16 protein-coding genes and 1 pseudogene are annotated in these 16524 nt (G+C 40.3%); 8 read left to right on the top strand and 9 right to left on the bottom strand.

All coding sequences use genetic code 11. From position 1 onward, the window contains the following. Positions 1 to 92: 92 nt before the first annotated feature. Positions 93 to 1055, bottom strand: a complete 963-nt coding sequence (locus ACH11B_RS23955; RefSeq protein WP_377610770.1) for an aldo/keto reductase — start codon at positions 1053 to 1055, stop codon at positions 93 to 95. A gap of 100 nt (positions 1056 to 1155) precedes the next feature. On the opposite strand from ACH11B_RS23955, the gene ACH11B_RS23960 reads away from it, so the two are divergent. Continuing rightward, entirely contained in the window at positions 1156 to 1512 is a 357-nt protein-coding gene (locus ACH11B_RS23960; RefSeq protein WP_377610772.1) for a winged helix-turn-helix transcriptional regulator, read from the top strand. A 438-nt stretch (positions 1513 to 1950) separates the two neighbouring features. On the opposite strand, the gene ACH11B_RS23965 is transcribed toward ACH11B_RS23960, so the two are convergent. Next, complete coding sequence (locus tag ACH11B_RS23965) at positions 1951 to 2847, bottom strand: NmrA/HSCARG family protein (protein WP_377610775.1); 897 nt, start codon at positions 2845 to 2847, stop codon at positions 1951 to 1953. Between the two features lie 74 nt (positions 2848 to 2921). On the opposite strand from ACH11B_RS23965, the gene ACH11B_RS23970 reads away from it, so the two are divergent. Together ACH11B_RS23970 and ACH11B_RS23975 are read left to right on the top strand one after the other, a co-directional pair. After that, on the top strand, positions 2922 to 3308 hold the full coding sequence (locus tag ACH11B_RS23970) for a winged helix-turn-helix transcriptional regulator (protein WP_377610777.1): 387 nt from the start codon (positions 2922 to 2924) through the stop codon (positions 3306 to 3308). Between the two features lie 129 nt (positions 3309 to 3437). Beyond that, positions 3438 to 4004 carry a Crp/Fnr family transcriptional regulator gene (locus ACH11B_RS23975; RefSeq protein ID WP_377610779.1) on the top strand — a complete coding sequence of 189 codons (567 nt, stop codon included), beginning with the start codon at positions 3438 to 3440 and terminating at the stop codon, positions 4002 to 4004. A 77-nt stretch (positions 4005 to 4081) separates the two neighbouring features. On the opposite strand, the gene ACH11B_RS23980 is transcribed toward ACH11B_RS23975, so the two are convergent. After that, on the bottom strand, positions 4082 to 5812 hold the full coding sequence (locus tag ACH11B_RS23980; protein WP_377610781.1) for an ABC transporter ATP-binding protein: 1731 nt from the start codon (positions 5810 to 5812) through the stop codon (positions 4082 to 4084). A 38-nt stretch (positions 5813 to 5850) separates the two neighbouring features. Then, positions 5851 to 7635 (bottom strand): ABC transporter ATP-binding protein, encoded by a 1785-nt coding sequence (locus ACH11B_RS23985; protein WP_377610783.1) that lies wholly within the window; start codon positions 7633 to 7635, stop codon positions 5851 to 5853. A 124-nt stretch (positions 7636 to 7759) separates the two neighbouring features. Between ACH11B_RS23985 and ACH11B_RS23990 the strand changes: the two genes are divergently transcribed. Further along, the gene (locus ACH11B_RS23990; RefSeq protein WP_377610785.1) at positions 7760 to 8713 is read left to right on the top strand and encodes a helix-turn-helix transcriptional regulator; all 954 of its coding nucleotides are present in this window, start codon (positions 7760 to 7762) and stop codon (positions 8711 to 8713) included. Positions 8714 to 8841: 128 nt separating this feature from the next. Here ACH11B_RS23990 and ACH11B_RS23995 read toward each other — a convergent pair whose 3' ends face one another. From ACH11B_RS23995 to ACH11B_RS24015, 5 genes are all read right to left on the bottom strand, one after another. After that, positions 8842 to 9756 (bottom strand): hypothetical protein, encoded by a 915-nt coding sequence (locus tag ACH11B_RS23995; RefSeq protein WP_149105929.1) that lies wholly within the window; start codon positions 9754 to 9756, stop codon positions 8842 to 8844. A 104-nt stretch (positions 9757 to 9860) separates the two neighbouring features. Beyond that, positions 9861 to 10364, bottom strand: a complete 504-nt coding sequence (locus ACH11B_RS24000; protein ID WP_377610788.1) for a type II CAAX prenyl endopeptidase Rce1 family protein — start codon at positions 10362 to 10364, stop codon at positions 9861 to 9863. A 157-nt stretch (positions 10365 to 10521) separates the two neighbouring features. Next, on the bottom strand, positions 10522 to 11448 hold the full coding sequence (locus ACH11B_RS24005) for a hypothetical protein (RefSeq protein ID WP_377610790.1): 927 nt from the start codon (positions 11446 to 11448) through the stop codon (positions 10522 to 10524). 199 nt (positions 11449 to 11647) lie between these two features. Then, on the bottom strand, positions 11648 to 12148 hold the full coding sequence (locus ACH11B_RS24010) for a DinB family protein (protein ID WP_377477457.1): 501 nt from the start codon (positions 12146 to 12148) through the stop codon (positions 11648 to 11650). A 53-nt stretch (positions 12149 to 12201) separates the two neighbouring features. Continuing rightward, a complete protein-coding gene (locus tag ACH11B_RS24015) occupies positions 12202 to 13050 on the bottom strand; it encodes a helix-turn-helix domain-containing protein (protein WP_377610792.1) in 849 nt (282 codons plus the stop codon). A 547-nt stretch (positions 13051 to 13597) separates the two neighbouring features. Between ACH11B_RS24015 and ACH11B_RS24020 the strand changes: the two genes are divergently transcribed. The 4 genes and pseudogenes from ACH11B_RS24020 to ACH11B_RS24035 all read left to right on the top strand — a co-directional run bounded on the left by ACH11B_RS24020 (position 13598) and on the right by ACH11B_RS24035 (position 16516). Beyond that, positions 13598 to 14386, top strand: a complete 789-nt coding sequence (locus ACH11B_RS24020; RefSeq protein ID WP_377610793.1) for a helix-turn-helix domain-containing protein — start codon at positions 13598 to 13600, stop codon at positions 14384 to 14386. 80 nt (positions 14387 to 14466) lie between these two features. Beyond that, complete coding sequence (locus ACH11B_RS24025) at positions 14467 to 14820, top strand: cupin domain-containing protein (protein WP_013667672.1); 354 nt, start codon at positions 14467 to 14469, stop codon at positions 14818 to 14820. A gap of 362 nt (positions 14821 to 15182) precedes the next feature. Next, positions 15183 to 15832: pseudogene (locus tag ACH11B_RS24030) on the top strand (DUF2306 domain-containing protein). Between the two features lie 303 nt (positions 15833 to 16135). Beyond that, positions 16136 to 16516, top strand: a complete 381-nt coding sequence (locus ACH11B_RS24035) for a VOC family protein (RefSeq protein WP_149105932.1) — start codon at positions 16136 to 16138, stop codon at positions 16514 to 16516. Positions 16517 to 16524: the final 8 nt, after the last annotated feature.

Below are 16524 nucleotides of genomic sequence, written 5' to 3' on the forward strand. Positions count from 1 at the left end.
CCAAAGTAATAGCCATAATTGGAATTTTTCCGTAAATTATGCTCTATTATCTTCTGCGTCGAGTACACAACAGGTTCCCTTACTGAATAAGCCTACCCTCTTACTTTTACTAGCAAGTCGTGCGGATAGCCTAACACGATTTTGCTTAATTCATCCAATCGGGAAAGTTCTTCAGGGTTTAATTCTATCTCTGCTGCTTTTAAGTTGTCTTCCAAATGATTAATATTACGGGCACCCGCCAATGGAAAATGACCAGTGGATAACGCCCAGGCAAAAGCAACCTGCCCCGGCTTTGCGTCATGTTCTTTGGCCACTAACTCCAGGTAGTTAAGGATCTCCTTCGTAATATCATCCTCCCGTTGCGCTTCATCAGCTATTTTGGCTAAGCGCCCGGTTGCACCCTTCCTGTATTTACCGGTTAATAAACCGCCGGCAAGCGGAGAATAAAGCATGGTTCCTAATCCAAACTCTTTGGCCATTGCCAGAAATTCCCGATCTGCTGTTCGTTGTACCAAATTGTATTCAATCTGGATGGCGTTCAATGGAATCGAGGAGGCAATCGCAGCAGTTTTCCAGGCAGGGAAATTGGTTAGCCCCATATAAAGCACCTTGCCGCATTGTACTAAATCTTCCAATCCGCGGGCAATTTCCTCCCAAGGGGTACAACCATCGTCATAATGCGGCATATAAATGTCGATATAATCGGTTTGCAATCTTTTGAGGCTTGCATCCACAGCCTGACGCATCGCTTTACGATGATTTCCGAAATTGCTGATACCAGGATTCGGACGGCTACTTTGCGTATATTTTGTGGAAATAATAAAATTCTGGCGTTGACCTTTCAGAAATCTCCCGATGATTTCTTCCGATTCGCCCAACTGGTATCTATCGGAAGTGTCGATAAAGTTACCACCTGCCTTAGCATAGCTTGTTAGGATACCGTGTGCTTCCTCCGGAGTTGATCCATAACCGCTGCGGATGCCCAAACCGGCTCCGCCTAGAATAATTTCACTTGCAAACAGACCGGTGCGTGTGCCGAATAATTTGTACTTCATTTTTTTTGTTTACTTTTATTATACAAAAGTATCTGAAGGTAATTTTGTGTGCAATAACGGATAAATTTGTCCGTATCCGAATCGTTTAGCAATTGGCCTTATGTATCAAAAGAAAATACCGGTGATGCTGGATTGTGGCCTGCATCTTTTTATGGAAGTGATGAGCGGAAAATGGAAAATAAGCCTTCTTTGGAGCATTTACCACGGCATCAAACGACCGGGAGAAATTCACAGAACCCTATCCAAAGCTTCCAGAAGGGTGTTGGATGTACAGCTGAATCAATTGGTAGCACATGGTTTAATTTTAAAGAAAGATTATAACACCAAACCCTTTAAAGTGAAATACGAATTGACGGAACTAGGAAAATCACTTATTCCTATTATTGAATCAACTGCCCGATGGGGAGAAGAAAACAGAGAAATTTTAGAAGAGCGGATTTTATCCGAAGGAGTGTAATGAAGGGTTACGTTTTTTTTCTCTCCGCAAAAAACAACCTAAAGCAAGGTAAGTTCATTATTCCAAAAATGGTTCCCGACTAACATGATGCTATGAATTCGGACAGTATATTCCTGATTTTGTTTCCCTTAATAAAACAGGTACAGAAATGCTTACCAAAGATTAGATCAGCATAGTTGATGGTGCACCACCTTAAAAGAGTTGCCAAAATAGCTTATTAGGTAGCCGACGGACGGGATTCCTTACAGCTAAACACCTCCGAAGCTAAAATTGGCAACCAGTACCTTTATCAAAGATTCTATATTTGGATCAACTACAATTCATTAGCGAGTTATTAGAAAATGGATGATCTTTTATTATACAATCAATATCAAAAAATAAAGACTTTTATGTATCAAGCTGTCTAGCGAAAGGTCTTATGGGGGAGCAGAAGGCATATCACTGTTTTGAGATGTTGGATGTTTTATGTTGTAACGCCCTGATGTTTTTTGTGCCAACCTCATCCATCCATTGATCAAAAGTTGTCAAGCTTGGCATCCATTGATTAATAAGCGAATAATCTATTGGATCGTAGCCTTCCTTTTCGATCATTTCAACCAGTTGCGCGAATGTTTTGCTTTGTTGATATAATAGCTCTTGAGGGACTTGTATAAACTCGATGGATTGGTTTAATTTACTTTCCAGCAGCTGTAAAATTTGCTTCGGCATGTACAGGTCGCTCCCTAAATCAATCGTTTTCCCTTCGAATTGTTTTTGATTTTGAAATACAATTCTGGCAAAGGTTCCTATATCCTTTGTGGCTATATAGGGAATAGCCCGATCTTCAGGTAAGGGATTTATAAATTTCCCTTCCCCCAAACCGAAACTTGGCAGCAAAAGATTTTCCATAAAGGATGCTGGCCTTATAACCACACCGCTTAACCCGCTGGCCCATAAGTATTGTTCAATACTGAATTTGAATTTTGGACGGAACGTTGCTTGTTTATCTGATGCCATGACCGAAGAATATATAACGAAATTGACTCCGCATTCTTTGGCTACCTCTAAGATCTGAATTCCCATCGCTGCTTCCTGTTCATCAGTCTCTTTGCTGGATATCCAAACCGGCGGCAGCACAAGATATAGTCCGTCCATGGCTTGCAACGTTGGGCGTAAAGCATTAATGTTTTCCAGATCTCCTTGTAATAAATGAGCACCTTTGCTTTTTAAATGCTGTGCTTCCGGACTATTTGGATTTCGGGTTAAAGCAGTCACGTCGAAACCATGATCTAATAACTCTAAAACGGTGGCGCTTCCTTGATTTCCGGTAGCACCTGTAACAAAAATCTTTTTCATTTTCTGTAATATATTGGACAAAGGTATTTCGGGATACCGTTATATTTGCGTTTAGTTTCCTCAAGGAAAGCGCTATGGAGAAAAAGATAAAGCCCTGTATCGACGATGAAGAAATGTTGAATAAAAGATTTTTGGCATTGCGAGACACCTTAGAATTATTTGGAGGTAAATGGAGGTTCTGTTTACTTCTTAATATTTATTATCATGAGCGATTACGGTTCAAGGATTTTTTTGAAGTTTCAAAGGGTATTTCCCCAAAAGTGCTAAGTAAGGAATTGACAATTCTGGAGGAACACCAACTTGTTCAGAAAGTTGTCGAATACACGCCTACGCAAGATATTGCGTATTATCAACTCACTTCCCATGCGCAGATGATTTGGCCGGTTCTGAATAGTTTGATCGAGTTTGGACTCTCAAACAGAAAAGAGGTAATTGGGGCCATCTTAAAAAGTAAATCTTGATGGTATTTTTTTTTGTAAACAGCCATAAGTCATTTCTTCATCTTGTTTAATTTCAACCAGCATATTCGCACATTACAGTTTTTATCAAATGGTAAATAAGTAAAGTGATATTATGTTTAACTTGCCTTAATGGAAGAAATGATTGAATATATGCTGCGATTTGGCAACCTTAATAAACAGCAAATCGACCTGATCGTAAGTAAAGCGCAACCACGCGAATTAAAAAAAGAGGATTATTTCTCTGAAGCGGGAAAAGTGCCAAAGGAGGTCGGCTTTGTAGTTGAAGGTGTTATTCGTGGCTGTTATTACAATAATAAGGGTGATGAAATTACACGTTGTTTTATTAGTGAAAACAGCTTGGTATGTGATTATGTTAACTTGGAGGCAAACACTTCATCTTCTGAGTATCTACAAGCCATTACAGATTGTAACCTTATTGTATTTTCAAAAAAAGATTGGGAAGAACTCTCCCATATTATCGTTGGTTGGGATAACATTAAGAATAAAATGGTGCAACTATGTATGTACCAAAAATCCAGAAAAGGCCCCGTAATATCGCAAGATGCTACCACAAGATATTTAGAATTTATGGAAAATTACCCATCGCTCATCAATCGTATTCCACTGGCTTATATTGCCTCCTATTTAGGAGTAACTCAACAATCTCTTAGCCGAATACGGAAAAATATCCGGTAATATAACTTTTTACTATTGGTAAATAGCATGACTGTTTAATGCTCAGGTTTTGTGATTAACATAATGCCGTCATATAATTACTCCACTTTCCATTCCCTACGCTGTTTGTGCTGCTGCCTGAATTTGGCATAATAGCCGTTTTGCAGCAGCAGATCATGGGGGCTTCCCTGCTCTATGACACTGCCGTTTTCCAGTACAACGATATGGTTGGCCGCCTGAATAGTGGCAGGGCGATGGGCAATGATGATGATGGTCCGGTTTTGGTCGCTGGAAATATTAGCAATGGCGTTGCTGATAGCCTGTTCGTTTTCCGGGTCAAGGGCTGATGCGGCCTCATCTATCAACACAATACGCGCCTTTTTCAAGAACGCCCTGGCGATGGATACCCGCTGGCGTTCGCCGCCTGATAATTGAAGTCCTCCTTCACCAACCTTGGTGTCCCAACCCTTGGGTAGCCTTTCAAGCATTTCATCGAGCTGCGCTGATGAAGCGGCCTCTTTTAATTCGGCCTCCGTCGCATCGGGTTTGGCTATCAACAGGTTTTCCCTGATGGAGGTGTCAAAAAGATAAACGTCCTGAAAAATAATGGCGATGTCATCTATCATCGTGTTGTAGTCCAATTCACGGATATCCACTTTTCCAATCTGAATATTTCCCTGATCTACATCGTAAAAACGTGCTATAAGCCTGATCAATGTCGTTTTTCCAGAACCCGACGCACCGATTAATGCCGTTGTACTGCCGTGGGGAAAAAGCAAGGAAACATTTTTAATGACGGGCTCGCGGTCGTATGCAAATGTTATATTGTTTAATCGGACTGATGTATCTCCGCTATTTTTGGTATGCCGCGGGTTGATGGGTAAGGTTGGAGTTTGCAGTATATCCTTTACACGGTTCATGCCGTTATCCATGGCCTGCAGCGCCCCGATCAATTCTGTCAGGTACGCCAACGGTTCTAAAAATCGGACGGCCAAAATAAATAGAATGATCGTTTGCGAAACGGTGAATGACCGGTCGATAAAGAACTGTGTTATAAGCAAAATGACTGCAATGAAGCCTACGGTAATAGCACCAATAAAACTGAGGAAAGGTATCTTGGCCCGCTGCAAGCCCTTACGATAAACAGTGCGGTGCTCCGCGAGTGTTTGTTGCAACGACTTTGTTCCTTCCACGGCTTTCCCGGCTGCGCGAAGCACCGTTTGGGCCTGTCCTAACTCGATGGCCTTTCCTGCGATTTCAGTGGCCGCTCGCTCGAGCTTAATTTCCTCTTCAGCTGCTATTCTTGCACCCCAACGCAATACGAAAAGCGCCAAGGGCATAATAAATAGAAATAACAGTCCTATTTGCCAATTGACTAAAAAGGTGACAAGAATAATGGAAGCGGGCACCAATATGGCCACGATGGCAGGCGCTCCAATGGTTACTACAAGTTGGGCAATTAAGCCTATATCTGCTGTAAGGGTACGGGCTAGCCTTGCTTTATTATCAGAGGTAAACCAACCTAACGGCAGTTGCGTAACATGGCTCATCACATTATTGCGTAACTGCGTTGCCAGCTTCATGGATGCGCCGAAACCGACAGGTGTTGCGATAACAGTCAATGTTAAATAACTTACGAAGGCAACAGCACCGATTATAAGCCAAAATTCTATATCATGAAAGGCAACTGATTCTTTTAGTAGGTAATTAAGTATCGGCACCAATACGCCCAATAAAACACCTTGCAATAGGGCAAGAATAACATGAAGTAATGTTAATTTGAGAAGGACCGATTTATCCGGAAATAGCCTATATAGCTTTCTTATCATTTTTTGTTGATTTTATATGTACACGAAACAGGGGTTTATTATTTAATCTGCTGGGCCTGCCACATGCTGAAATAGAGCGACCGATTATTGAGCAGCTGCTGATGGGTACCGTGCTCCACAATTTTACCTGTCTGCAGTACGATGATCTGATCGGCATTGGTAACTGTATATAAGCGATGGGCGATCATGATCACCGTTTTGTTCTTCACCAGCGAGCTGAGTGCCAGTTGAACCAGGATTTCATTGTCAGGGTCAAGCGAGGCGGTGGCCTCATCAAGAACTACAATAGGAGCGTTGGATAAAATTGCCCGGGCAATGGTCAGCCGCTGACGTTCTCCACCGGACAGGCCGCTGCTAGCTGTTCCGAGAACGGTATCATACCCCTGAGGAAGCCGCTTGATTACCTCATGTATATATGCGGCCTTTGCAGCGCTGATAATGTCCTGCTCTGACGCCTTTGGATTGGCTACCCGAATATTTTCCCGAACGGTATCCCGCAACAACACGACGTCCTGAAAAACAAGCGACATGCTTCCTAGCAACTTCTCCGATGTCATTTGCCGGATATCAATCCCACCAATGGTAATATTGCCTTTTCCCACGTCGTAGAACCGAGGGATAAGATGAGCCAAGGTCGATTTTCCAGATCCGGACGGGCCTACCAGGGCGGTTACCGTACCTTGCGGGCAGCGAAAACTTATATCCTGCACAGCATATTGTTGGTTGGAGTACCCAAAAGAAACGTTATGAAAAGCAACGGCATATTCTTCGGGATCTTTGGGATAATTCCCTTCCGGTATAATATCCTGTGTAAGAATGTTTTCAATATTGGAAGCAGACAGCCGTCCTTTTCGTAATCCCTGAGAACCGTGAACGGCGGGCACCAATGAGGTTGGCAATCCGATTCCGACAATCAGGAAAGGTAAGAACTCTGCAACGGGCAGTATGCCGCGGTTAATCAATAAAATGCCTGCGATAACGATGACGCCCAACAGGGTTGCCTCTGATGCAAAAAGGCGGGCAATTGCGGAGCTATATTTTGTTTCAGACACCCACACTTGCATGGCCTTGGCATATTCTTTTATGGCCGCATCAAAGCGTGCCAATAATCGGCCCCCAACGCCAAATGTTTTTACCACTGTAATACCATCAGCATATTCGACCGCTGATGCGCTGATTTTGCCTTCAGCAACCAATAATCGGTTCATGTGGGTAGTTGCCGACCGCATCGCGATCTTGAAGCTGATATACATAACGGAGAGAACGGAAATGCTTAGAAGTGTCATCAGCGAGTTTACGGTCCACAGGTAGCTAACACCTACAAGAACCACCGTTAGCGCTCCTATCATCTCGCGGAGTGCATGCGCTATCAGCTGATGCATTTCTTCCAGATCGGTGGTCATCACTTTTTTAATAGCGCCTGAGCCGTTTTGCCTGAACCAGCCTAAGGGAATTGCTCCCAAACGTTGCACAAGCCGCACCCGAATATTGTACAATATTTCGGCGTCTGCGGTATGGCCCAATTGGGAGGAAAAGAACAGGAAGACCAGCCGAAGAGTTGCGCCGCATATGCCCACTGCGACCCATGACCATATAGATTGCCGGGAGACTTCTTCGAGTGAATAGATCATTCTAGCAATCTCGGCTATGGCGATATAGGGTGCTAAACCGACCGCAGACCCTACTAAAGCAAGCAGGCATCCGCCGATCACATATTTTCTAACGGGCCATAGTAAACGGTTAAGGGCCTTAGCTTGCATCAATTCAGTTGGTTTTCCTTTTGATGTTGAAGTTTCGGACTTGTTATTCTCACGTTGTTGCATGCGTTATTTATTTTGATTCTAAATAATGTACTTTTGTACCTGTATTTGGCTTTGCAAAGTTCCTTCGCATTATGGGGCGACCGGTAACGCGAAAGGAAGTATAAAAGCCGTAAGAAGAATTATTATGGGATACAGCATGCAATTGGAGTCGGAGACGGTTTATGTGAATACCGAATTTTTCAGTCCGCGTATATTGGAACATAGGCTTTCGTATGAAGATAATTCGCTATCGATGGAATTATCCGACATCTCTTTAAATGATTTTCATTTAATACGTGGCAGGCAGGCGGCCAACGAGGATATCAGCTTTGCCATCCACTTCGACACTTCGTTTTATGTCACCCATTTTGTGCTAGGTAATACCTTAAATGCATCAAAGCAGAATCCCTGGGCACCTTCTCTAAACACCTATCGGCTATACTATCAAGACAGGGATCAATCGGAATCCGGATATATAGGTAAAAACCAGCAATATGATTTCTTTGAAATGGCTTTTCAGAAAAGCTTTTTAGACGGGCTCGTTGAAGAAGATGAGCTGCTTGCAGACAAGTTATTTAGCCGCTTTGGTAAGGAAGAATATAGAAGCGCTCCTGCTTCTCCTATAATCCCTGATATGTACAGTTGTCTTGGCGCTATGAACAGTAAGGTTTTTACTGGGCCGCTGCAACAGTTGTACCTAGAGACGAAAGCCCGTGAGCTTTTGTTGCTACAGATTCAGACGCTAATGAAAACAGAAAGTGCAGTATCAACGTTAAAACCTGCGGATATTGACTGCCTGCATGAAGCAAAGCATTACATCGAGCGGAACTACCGAAGGCCTTGCTCCATTATTGATTTAGCCAAAATTGTCGGTATTAATCAAACCAAACTGAAACGCGGTTTTAAAGAGTTGTTCGGCACCACGGTATTCGGTTATGTGAGAGATTTGCAAATGGAAAGGGCTAAGCAGCTACTGCTGGAAGAAGGCCTTTATGTTAGCGAGGTGGCCGATCAGGTAGGATATAATCACCCTCAGCATTTTACCGTGGCGTTTAAGCGTAAATTCGGTGTATTGCCAAGCGAACTGAAAAATAGTTAGCTTTCATTCCATGAGACTGTTCTTAGCACGGGAGCCTCGTTTGAACTGCCAACAGTATTTTAAACAGAAAAGCCATGCACGTTGTTTAATGCATGGCTTAAATATGTATGATAAATAGATGTCTTAGTCTATTTCTTTTTCTTATCTAGTTTGGCGCGGATTTTTTGAACGAATTCAATAGAAACTTTTGCGGCTTTGGCCGCTTGCTCATCGGTAAAACCGAATTCGAGCAATAGATTCTCTACAAACTCTTTGCTCTTTTTTTGTTCACCTTGCCTAGTAGCTCTATCCAACAGTAATTCTTCTATGCCCATAGCTTCGCTCCTTCCTGTAACCGTTTGTATTTCTTGTTCAAATTTAACATTATTATCATCATTTTCAAAACGTACATAATACCTTAAAAAGTTCATCAGTGCCCTGATTTTCTTTCTTTTAATCCTTCTTTCAGTCAGCTTGCGTAGCAATTGTAGCTTAAAGCTCATCAGCTCTGCCTCGCTTTCTTGACTATCTCCGTACTTGCTTCCTATAAATGCTGCCCTTCCTACCAATACTGCGATTGCAAACGGATTACCACTTTCCAATAATTCTTCTTCATTCTGCAGCGCCAGCTGGTATGTATTAAAGCGATAAGTTAAACTGGTTCCTTGATAGCTGGTTTCGTATCTATCAGGTCGCTTCATCTTGTATCCGTCCGTAAAGACGGCATAGGCACTGATACGTCGGTTGTATTTGTCCAATATCCTGTAATAGTAAGTGAACATACGCCTGGGGAAATCCTTTTGATACCTTCCTTGTACTTCTACATGAATCAGTATCCATTCCTCCTTCCCTTCCCAGGTGTTTACTCTTGCCAGCTTGTCCACAACTTTTGGTGAAAATTCATCTTCTTCGGGCGGGAATAACTGCTCGAGTTCTTTATCGAGAAAGGCGATGCCCTTTTTCAGGTCGTATATCTCATCAGCCTTGGGATGCATGAAACGAAGGAAGTCATCGAAGATCTCTTCCAATATCCCCTTCCATAACAGATCGTCTTTTTTTGCCATCGACAGGTTCGGCTTTGGTTCTATGGCAAAGATACTGAAAACAACTGAATATTACTAATATTTTTAGCAAAATAAACAAACGTAATTAATAACTATTTTTACTGTTAGAAGAAATTAAAAACATTGTTGTTTAAAAAGGATACCAGATTGGAGGCAGCATGTAAAGAGGCAACAAAAAGTGTTGCTTTAGCGATATCGTACTGGTTCCGGATAAACACGTATGAGTAGGCAAAAATGAATCCGGTAAAGACCATCACCATCGCATACACCCAATTATAATAGTGAGAAATACCAAATAAGATAGCGGATAATAGCACCAGCAATCTTCCCCTCAACTTAAACTCGTATCCTATTTCGATAACGGCCAGCTGGAAAATAAAGGTCTCTATCACCGGTGCAACGATAACTAGCATCATAAAAGCGAAGAAAATACTTTCATTTTCGATAGGATTGGATGTTAAGCTAGGGTCAATCATAGTCGCGATAAAAGCAGTGACACCTGAAAAAGTCATTTCAGCAATAAGAAAAATGAAAAATAATTGGATATAGGATTTTGATTGCAGGTAGGATGTCAATTGAGATTGTATTTGGTAAGCTATTTTAATCATCGGTTTATTAGCTAATAAAGAAAAATAAGGAAAGACATGTTGATTTCACCATTCAGCGTAGAAATTTAGAAACGGTATTCTTAAATAAAAAAGTCATACATAGCAATTAAATTATTGACGTCTATAAACTTACAGTATTATTCTTAACGTTTTTTGCTCAATTCCGGAAATACTTCAAACTATTTCCGGAAACTTCGGCAGCCCCGAACAATCCTTTTATGCCATATTTCTTCACTGCCTCTATTCCATTCAGGTAGTGTACAGAACCTCCTGTTGCTTGTACCCTACTAAGGGACTCCTTAATATTCTTGCCATTAATGGTTAATACGTGGTGATTACCCAAGACGCCGACAAGGGTGTTTGCTGCCCATTTGTGATAGATGGCTATGCCTCTGTTATAGGTATATACGTTTGAGCCAGGTTCGATGTTTCCCTCAATCTTTATCCGGCCATTTAAAATAGTGTCTAATTTCCCATAGCGATAAATAAGCAAGCGTCTACTTTTTTCCTTTTTTGTCTCACTGTTGCTGACGTAATATAGGTTATCCGGTGTTAATGTCAGCAACGTATCACCTTTTAAACGGTAACTTAAGGATCCTAGAAATAGCGTATCATCTATTTCTCCAGTGGAATGAATGGCGTTAAGGCCCAGGTTTAAGCGAGAAGGAACGGAACCGGCATTATGAGCTAAGAGAAGAGCCATTTTTTTATTCATACGAACACTATCTTCCCTTCCATAAAAGATCTGTGCTTTGCCTCCTCTTATCTCTACTGCACCATACTGCCCGGCATCTCCGAATTTTTCCATCGCCTTTTCCCTGCTGTATTCCACTATAGTGGATGCATGACTTACGCCAAGTGCGTATTTTCCTTCTTCCGGATGGAAAATGGAGTCGTTCAGGAGAATTAGTCGATCATTTGGCCGGACATACCCTTTGATTCCGCTGGAAACATTGTCAAAGAAATAATCCGGCAAATATCGTTTTCCGAAAGGAACTAGTGACCAGCCGCTTAAAGAAATAGATAAGACGACAAGAATTATTATGCTAACGGCGATCAAAGATTTACGATGATTATTACGCATAATTTAGGGTTTAAGGAATTGTCCCAAATGAATTGATTCTCTAATATACAGATTTTAGCTAAATTAATGGAGGGTTAGCTTCTATCCTACTTGCATTACTGTCTATAAAATGATTTGAGAAAGTCATAATGGCCAGTATAAAGCTTTAAGCCATTCATTTTTTAAATCAGCGGATAACAGCGTATTCAGCTTGCTATAATCACCCAACCGAACCGGTGACAAAATAAGTTGCCAAATCTGTGTTAGAAAAACCAGTAAAACCGACTTGCCGTAGCATGGTTACCAATTGTCCGCGATGGTAAGTAGCGTGATTGTTGTGGTGTAAAACGGTTTGTGCAAACTCCATTTTCCATTCTTTCCCTCTTACCTTAAACGAAATTATCTGGGAATAATTTGCTTCGGGGTAATTCGCAATGAGGTCTTGGTAATCGTCCATTGTTTTCTTCCAGATTTCAATCAGCTCGCTTTTTGTTCCCGTAAATCGAGCTGAAAGAAAAACCGGATTAGCTACATTTTTCCAAAAATCAATCCAAATCTTTTTAGCACTCACTAGGTGAATTGCTGTTTTTGCAATTGAATTAAAACTGCTTGCTATTTCTTTTTCCCATTGCTCATCGCTGATTTGTTCAAGCCATTTGATTACAGCGCTATCAGTCCAGTTGCTATAATTAGCAATTTCCAACAGATACTTTTTTGTCATTTTTTGTTGCGTTAAAGTGTAACGCAAAAGTAGAAGACTTGTATATGGCAGCGTTATCGCAGATCGTTCAATTGCTGTTGAGGAACAGCCATATTCTGCTGCTGAAATTGTTTAGGGCTTATGCCATAAACCTGTTTGAACGATTTCGAAAAACTTGAATGATTTTCGTATCCAACTTTATAATATACTTCGCCCGGATTTTCGTTCTGTAACAACAGGGTCTTTGCCATTTCCATTTTTTGTTGCTGGAAGTATTGGCTTGGCACTACATGGTAGAGTTTTACAAATTTTCGCTTGAAAGTAGATACGCTTGTGTTGCACAAAAACGCCAATTCTTCTAAGGTGAGATTGTTGGTTATGTTTAATTCAACTGCTTTCCGTATTTCAAAGTCTGAATATTTTTCTTGATTTTTTACTTGGAACGCAAGCATTTCGTTCGGGTATTTTTCAAGTAGATGCAACATTAATTCTTCAAATTTCAGTTCTATTATTTTTTCAGAAAAAGATGCGGGTTTTGATTGAATGAGCTTAAGTGAGGTGATGTAGGTTCTGATAAATTCGTCTTTCTCAAATACGACAAACGGCTGATTTGGCCTGTCGGGTTTTGATGGAATTTTGTCAATTATAGAAGCGTATTTAATAAAGAATGTGGCTAATGTCGTATTATCAAAGAACAACATCAAGCTACGATAATGATTGTTTACCGGAAGTTTTTCGGTCATTAAACAATTACCGGAAGAAAGTATCGCAAATTGATTGTCTGTAATAACGGTTTTATTGTCAGCATAATACACTACTTTCTCGCCTTGTTCTAATAACGAAATCAGATTTTGTGGAAGAAAGATTTTGTTTCTGGGCGCTTGCCGGTCTGAAACGTAATCGTGTATGCTCAATGTATCCATTTTAGATTGCTTATCCCTAGTCTAACGTCACTCCCTGCAAAAGAATACGTTGCTCCAAATTTAGTAAATGTTTTAATCGTCTTCTTTCTTCGCCGTGAAGAAAGAAGCAAAGAACCTCGCAGCGGCAAAATTTTCTACCACGTAACTGCTCTTACTTAGCCTATAGCTACCGAAAATTTTGGAGGCTGCATTTTATGTTTATGATTGTTACTCCTTCGATCATCATACTCGAACGGAATCAGTCAATATCACCTGTAGTTCTTGCTTCCAAGTATTGTTGGTATGATATTTAGTGGAAATGCTTAATGCAGTCACCTTAGATCGCCCGTCATATCCTAGCGTCGCAATAGAAATACCTCAGTTCGAATTTAGTAGAATGTTTTTTAATCGTCTTTTTTCTTCGCCATGAAGATTAGAAAACTTCTTCTTATTTTCGGTACGTATCAAAGAAACTATCACATGGAAATTATTTTATACTTTTTTTTGACCGTGTGGTATAAGCGTTGACAATGATTTACCAAGATCGAATAAAATATATTAGAAGGCTATGATTAGTTTGTATACGCTTAACGGTGTTGATAGCGATAAACCTACACGAGTACTCAGATATAAATTGATTTGGTGCCAACAGGGTTCTGCCAGTATTGTTATTGACGCGCAACAGTTCTCGCTCACCGAAAATGAACTGGTTTCCATCACTTCTGGTCAGGTCCATTATTTTAAAGAAATAATAGGATGTATAAGAGTTTTAGAATTTACACTGGACTTTATATGCAAGGATGAAAACGATATCGAACTAATTTTCCACAACGGCTTATTCTGCCATTTTGGAATGAATGAGGTAATATGCATTTATGAAACCGAAAAATTTGAAGGGTTACTGAATGCTATTGATATCGAACTAAGCACACAGCCTTATCAATACCATATTGCGCTTCGTACATACATCGAACTGTTAATCGTGGAAGTTAATCGGGCTAAAATTGCCCGTGGAGATGAAATATGGAAGCCTAGCGCTCTGTTTTTATATTTTTTAGAGCTTGTGAGAAATAATTTTTCTCGAAATTACTCTTTGGTTGATATAGCTGCTATCCTCAATACAACAGAAACAAAGTTAAATGAACTAGCTAAACTTCATACCAGTAAAACCGCGCAAAACGTAATTTACAGCCTGGTTGTGTCTGAGGCGAAACGACTGCTTATTTATCAATCGCACCGTTCCATTAAGGAAATAGCTTTCGAGCTAGGTTTTAGCGATCCTTTCTATTTTTCTAACTTCTTTAAGAAACACACAACACTATCGCCAAAAGATTATAGAAAGGCCTATCTCCTCTAAATATTACATGTTTTTTCAAGCTTTGTCCATTTTATGGCTTCGCATCTATATGGATTTTTGTAAAGTATTAAAAACAAGTTATGGACACTAATATTAACAATTACATTGTTCAAAGCGAAGCCATTGAATGGATTCCTTTAATCGAGAATAATCATCATTACGAAGGCATATTTGTAAAGTCGCTTCGATACGACAAGCTAACAAAGCGATCTAAAACCATCCTTCTTAAATTCGAACCTGGTGCTGCTTATCCTTACCACAACCACCCGGCGGGAGAGGAGTTGTTTGTATTGAAGGGAGAAGCCATTATTGAGAAAACAAGACTCTCCGAGGGCTCTTATTTATATACACCCCCCAACTTCAAACATAGTGTGCATACAGAGCTGGGTTGCCTTCTCTTATTGGTAATCCCTGAAGAAGTGGAAATTTTATAAGCTCCCCTTATCACGATTAAAAAAAGAAGCCATGCACGTTCTTGACTGCATGGCTTAAATAGGTGTGAACTCATTACAAAGCTTAACTCCCGATAGATAACAAGCGTTACGTTAAAATTATTCGTTTTTCTTTTACTGTGCTACTATCAGAACAAACTTTAAGGCCAATTGTAGACCATTCATTATTATCTTTAAGCTCTCTATTGCCGACAAAGAGGCTCAATAGTTACATTATTTGAATATAAAAATATATCTTTAGTGTAAGAAATAAGTAGATCTGACTTGACTACCCGGCGATAAAAGTGATCAACCTCATTTCTTGTTAAACCGGCATGTCTTCTTGGTAAACTTAAATGATGATAATGATAAAAAAGATTTCTTGGATTCTATTTGCTGCTTTATCGATAATAATTGGGCTATATCCGCTGCAATATTTCTTAATTGCCGGAAGAGTGGGAATATTAAATTCAAAACCGGCATGGCTTTTAACAGATACATTCTGGAATGTTGCCTTTTACACGCATATTATTTTAGGGGGGCTTGCCTTACTTATTGGGTGGGTTCAATTTAGTTCAAAACTGCGGATTAAAACACCCTTGCTTCACAGGCAAGTTGGTAAAATTTATGTCGGATCGGTTTTATTAAGTTCTCTAGCTGGCTTTTACATCGCATTGTTTGCAGATGAAGGCCCCTGGACCTCCTTTGGATTTGCTTGCTTGGCCGTGATTTGGTTTTATACGACGTTGAGGGCTTACTTAACTGTCAAGAAAAAACAGTTTCTGACCATCAAATTATGATGGTATATAGTTATGCATCTTGCTTTGCTGCCGTAACGCTAAGAATTTGGTTGCCTATTTTGATTTCAATCATCGGCAATTATAGATCAGCTTATATTATTGTGGCTTGGTGGTGTTGGCTACCTAATTTGTTTATCGCCTATTTGATCGTAAAGGGGTTAAAACATAAAAATGAGCCGGATGGTTTGGAACCTGCGGAAACGATCAATCGTTAACCTGCAATTCGTTTTCAACAAGCGCTAATGCAATACGAAATGCATTAATTCTATGCGTCATTAAGGTATGCTGAGCCGAATTTTCTTTTAATTTGAGTAGGCTTTTTCGCATTTGCCAAGTGTTGAATTTAAAGCCTCTAGCGCCTCTTCTAGTTCGCCTTTGGAATATTTTGTCATATGAACAAAGTTACCATCAACTTATAAACTCCTATAATCTGAATATATAAAAAAATTCAACCGCTCCTGACATACAGTTGTCATAAGGCTAACCTACTTTTGAAATGTACTATTAAAGAAGACAGCATGAATCTAGTATCAATCCGAATTATAACGGCCAATATAAATGGCTTAATCGCATTTTATGAACAAGTGACCCAAAGTTCTGTTGTGCATTACACGCCTGATTTTGTGGAGTTGAAAACAAAAACGGCAACCTTAGCGATAGGAAGTACTCGAACACTGCAATTTTTCGGTGGCGATTCTGTTGCCCAGACCGCCACAAACCGTAGTGTGATCATAGAATTTAGAGTTGATGATGTAGATCGTGATTATGAAAGATTGGCGGATCTTTTACAGCCCTATCTTGTTCAAAAACCTACGCTAATGCCTTGGGGAAATAAATCATTATTATTCCGTGACCCTGACGGTAATTTGGTCAATTTGTTTACACCGGTAAAGAAATAAGGAGTCAA

Source organism: Olivibacter sp. EAT-5, from assembly GCF_044784325.1.
Taxonomy (GTDB): domain Bacteria; phylum Bacteroidota; class Bacteroidia; order Sphingobacteriales; family Sphingobacteriaceae; genus Olivibacter; species Olivibacter oleidegradans.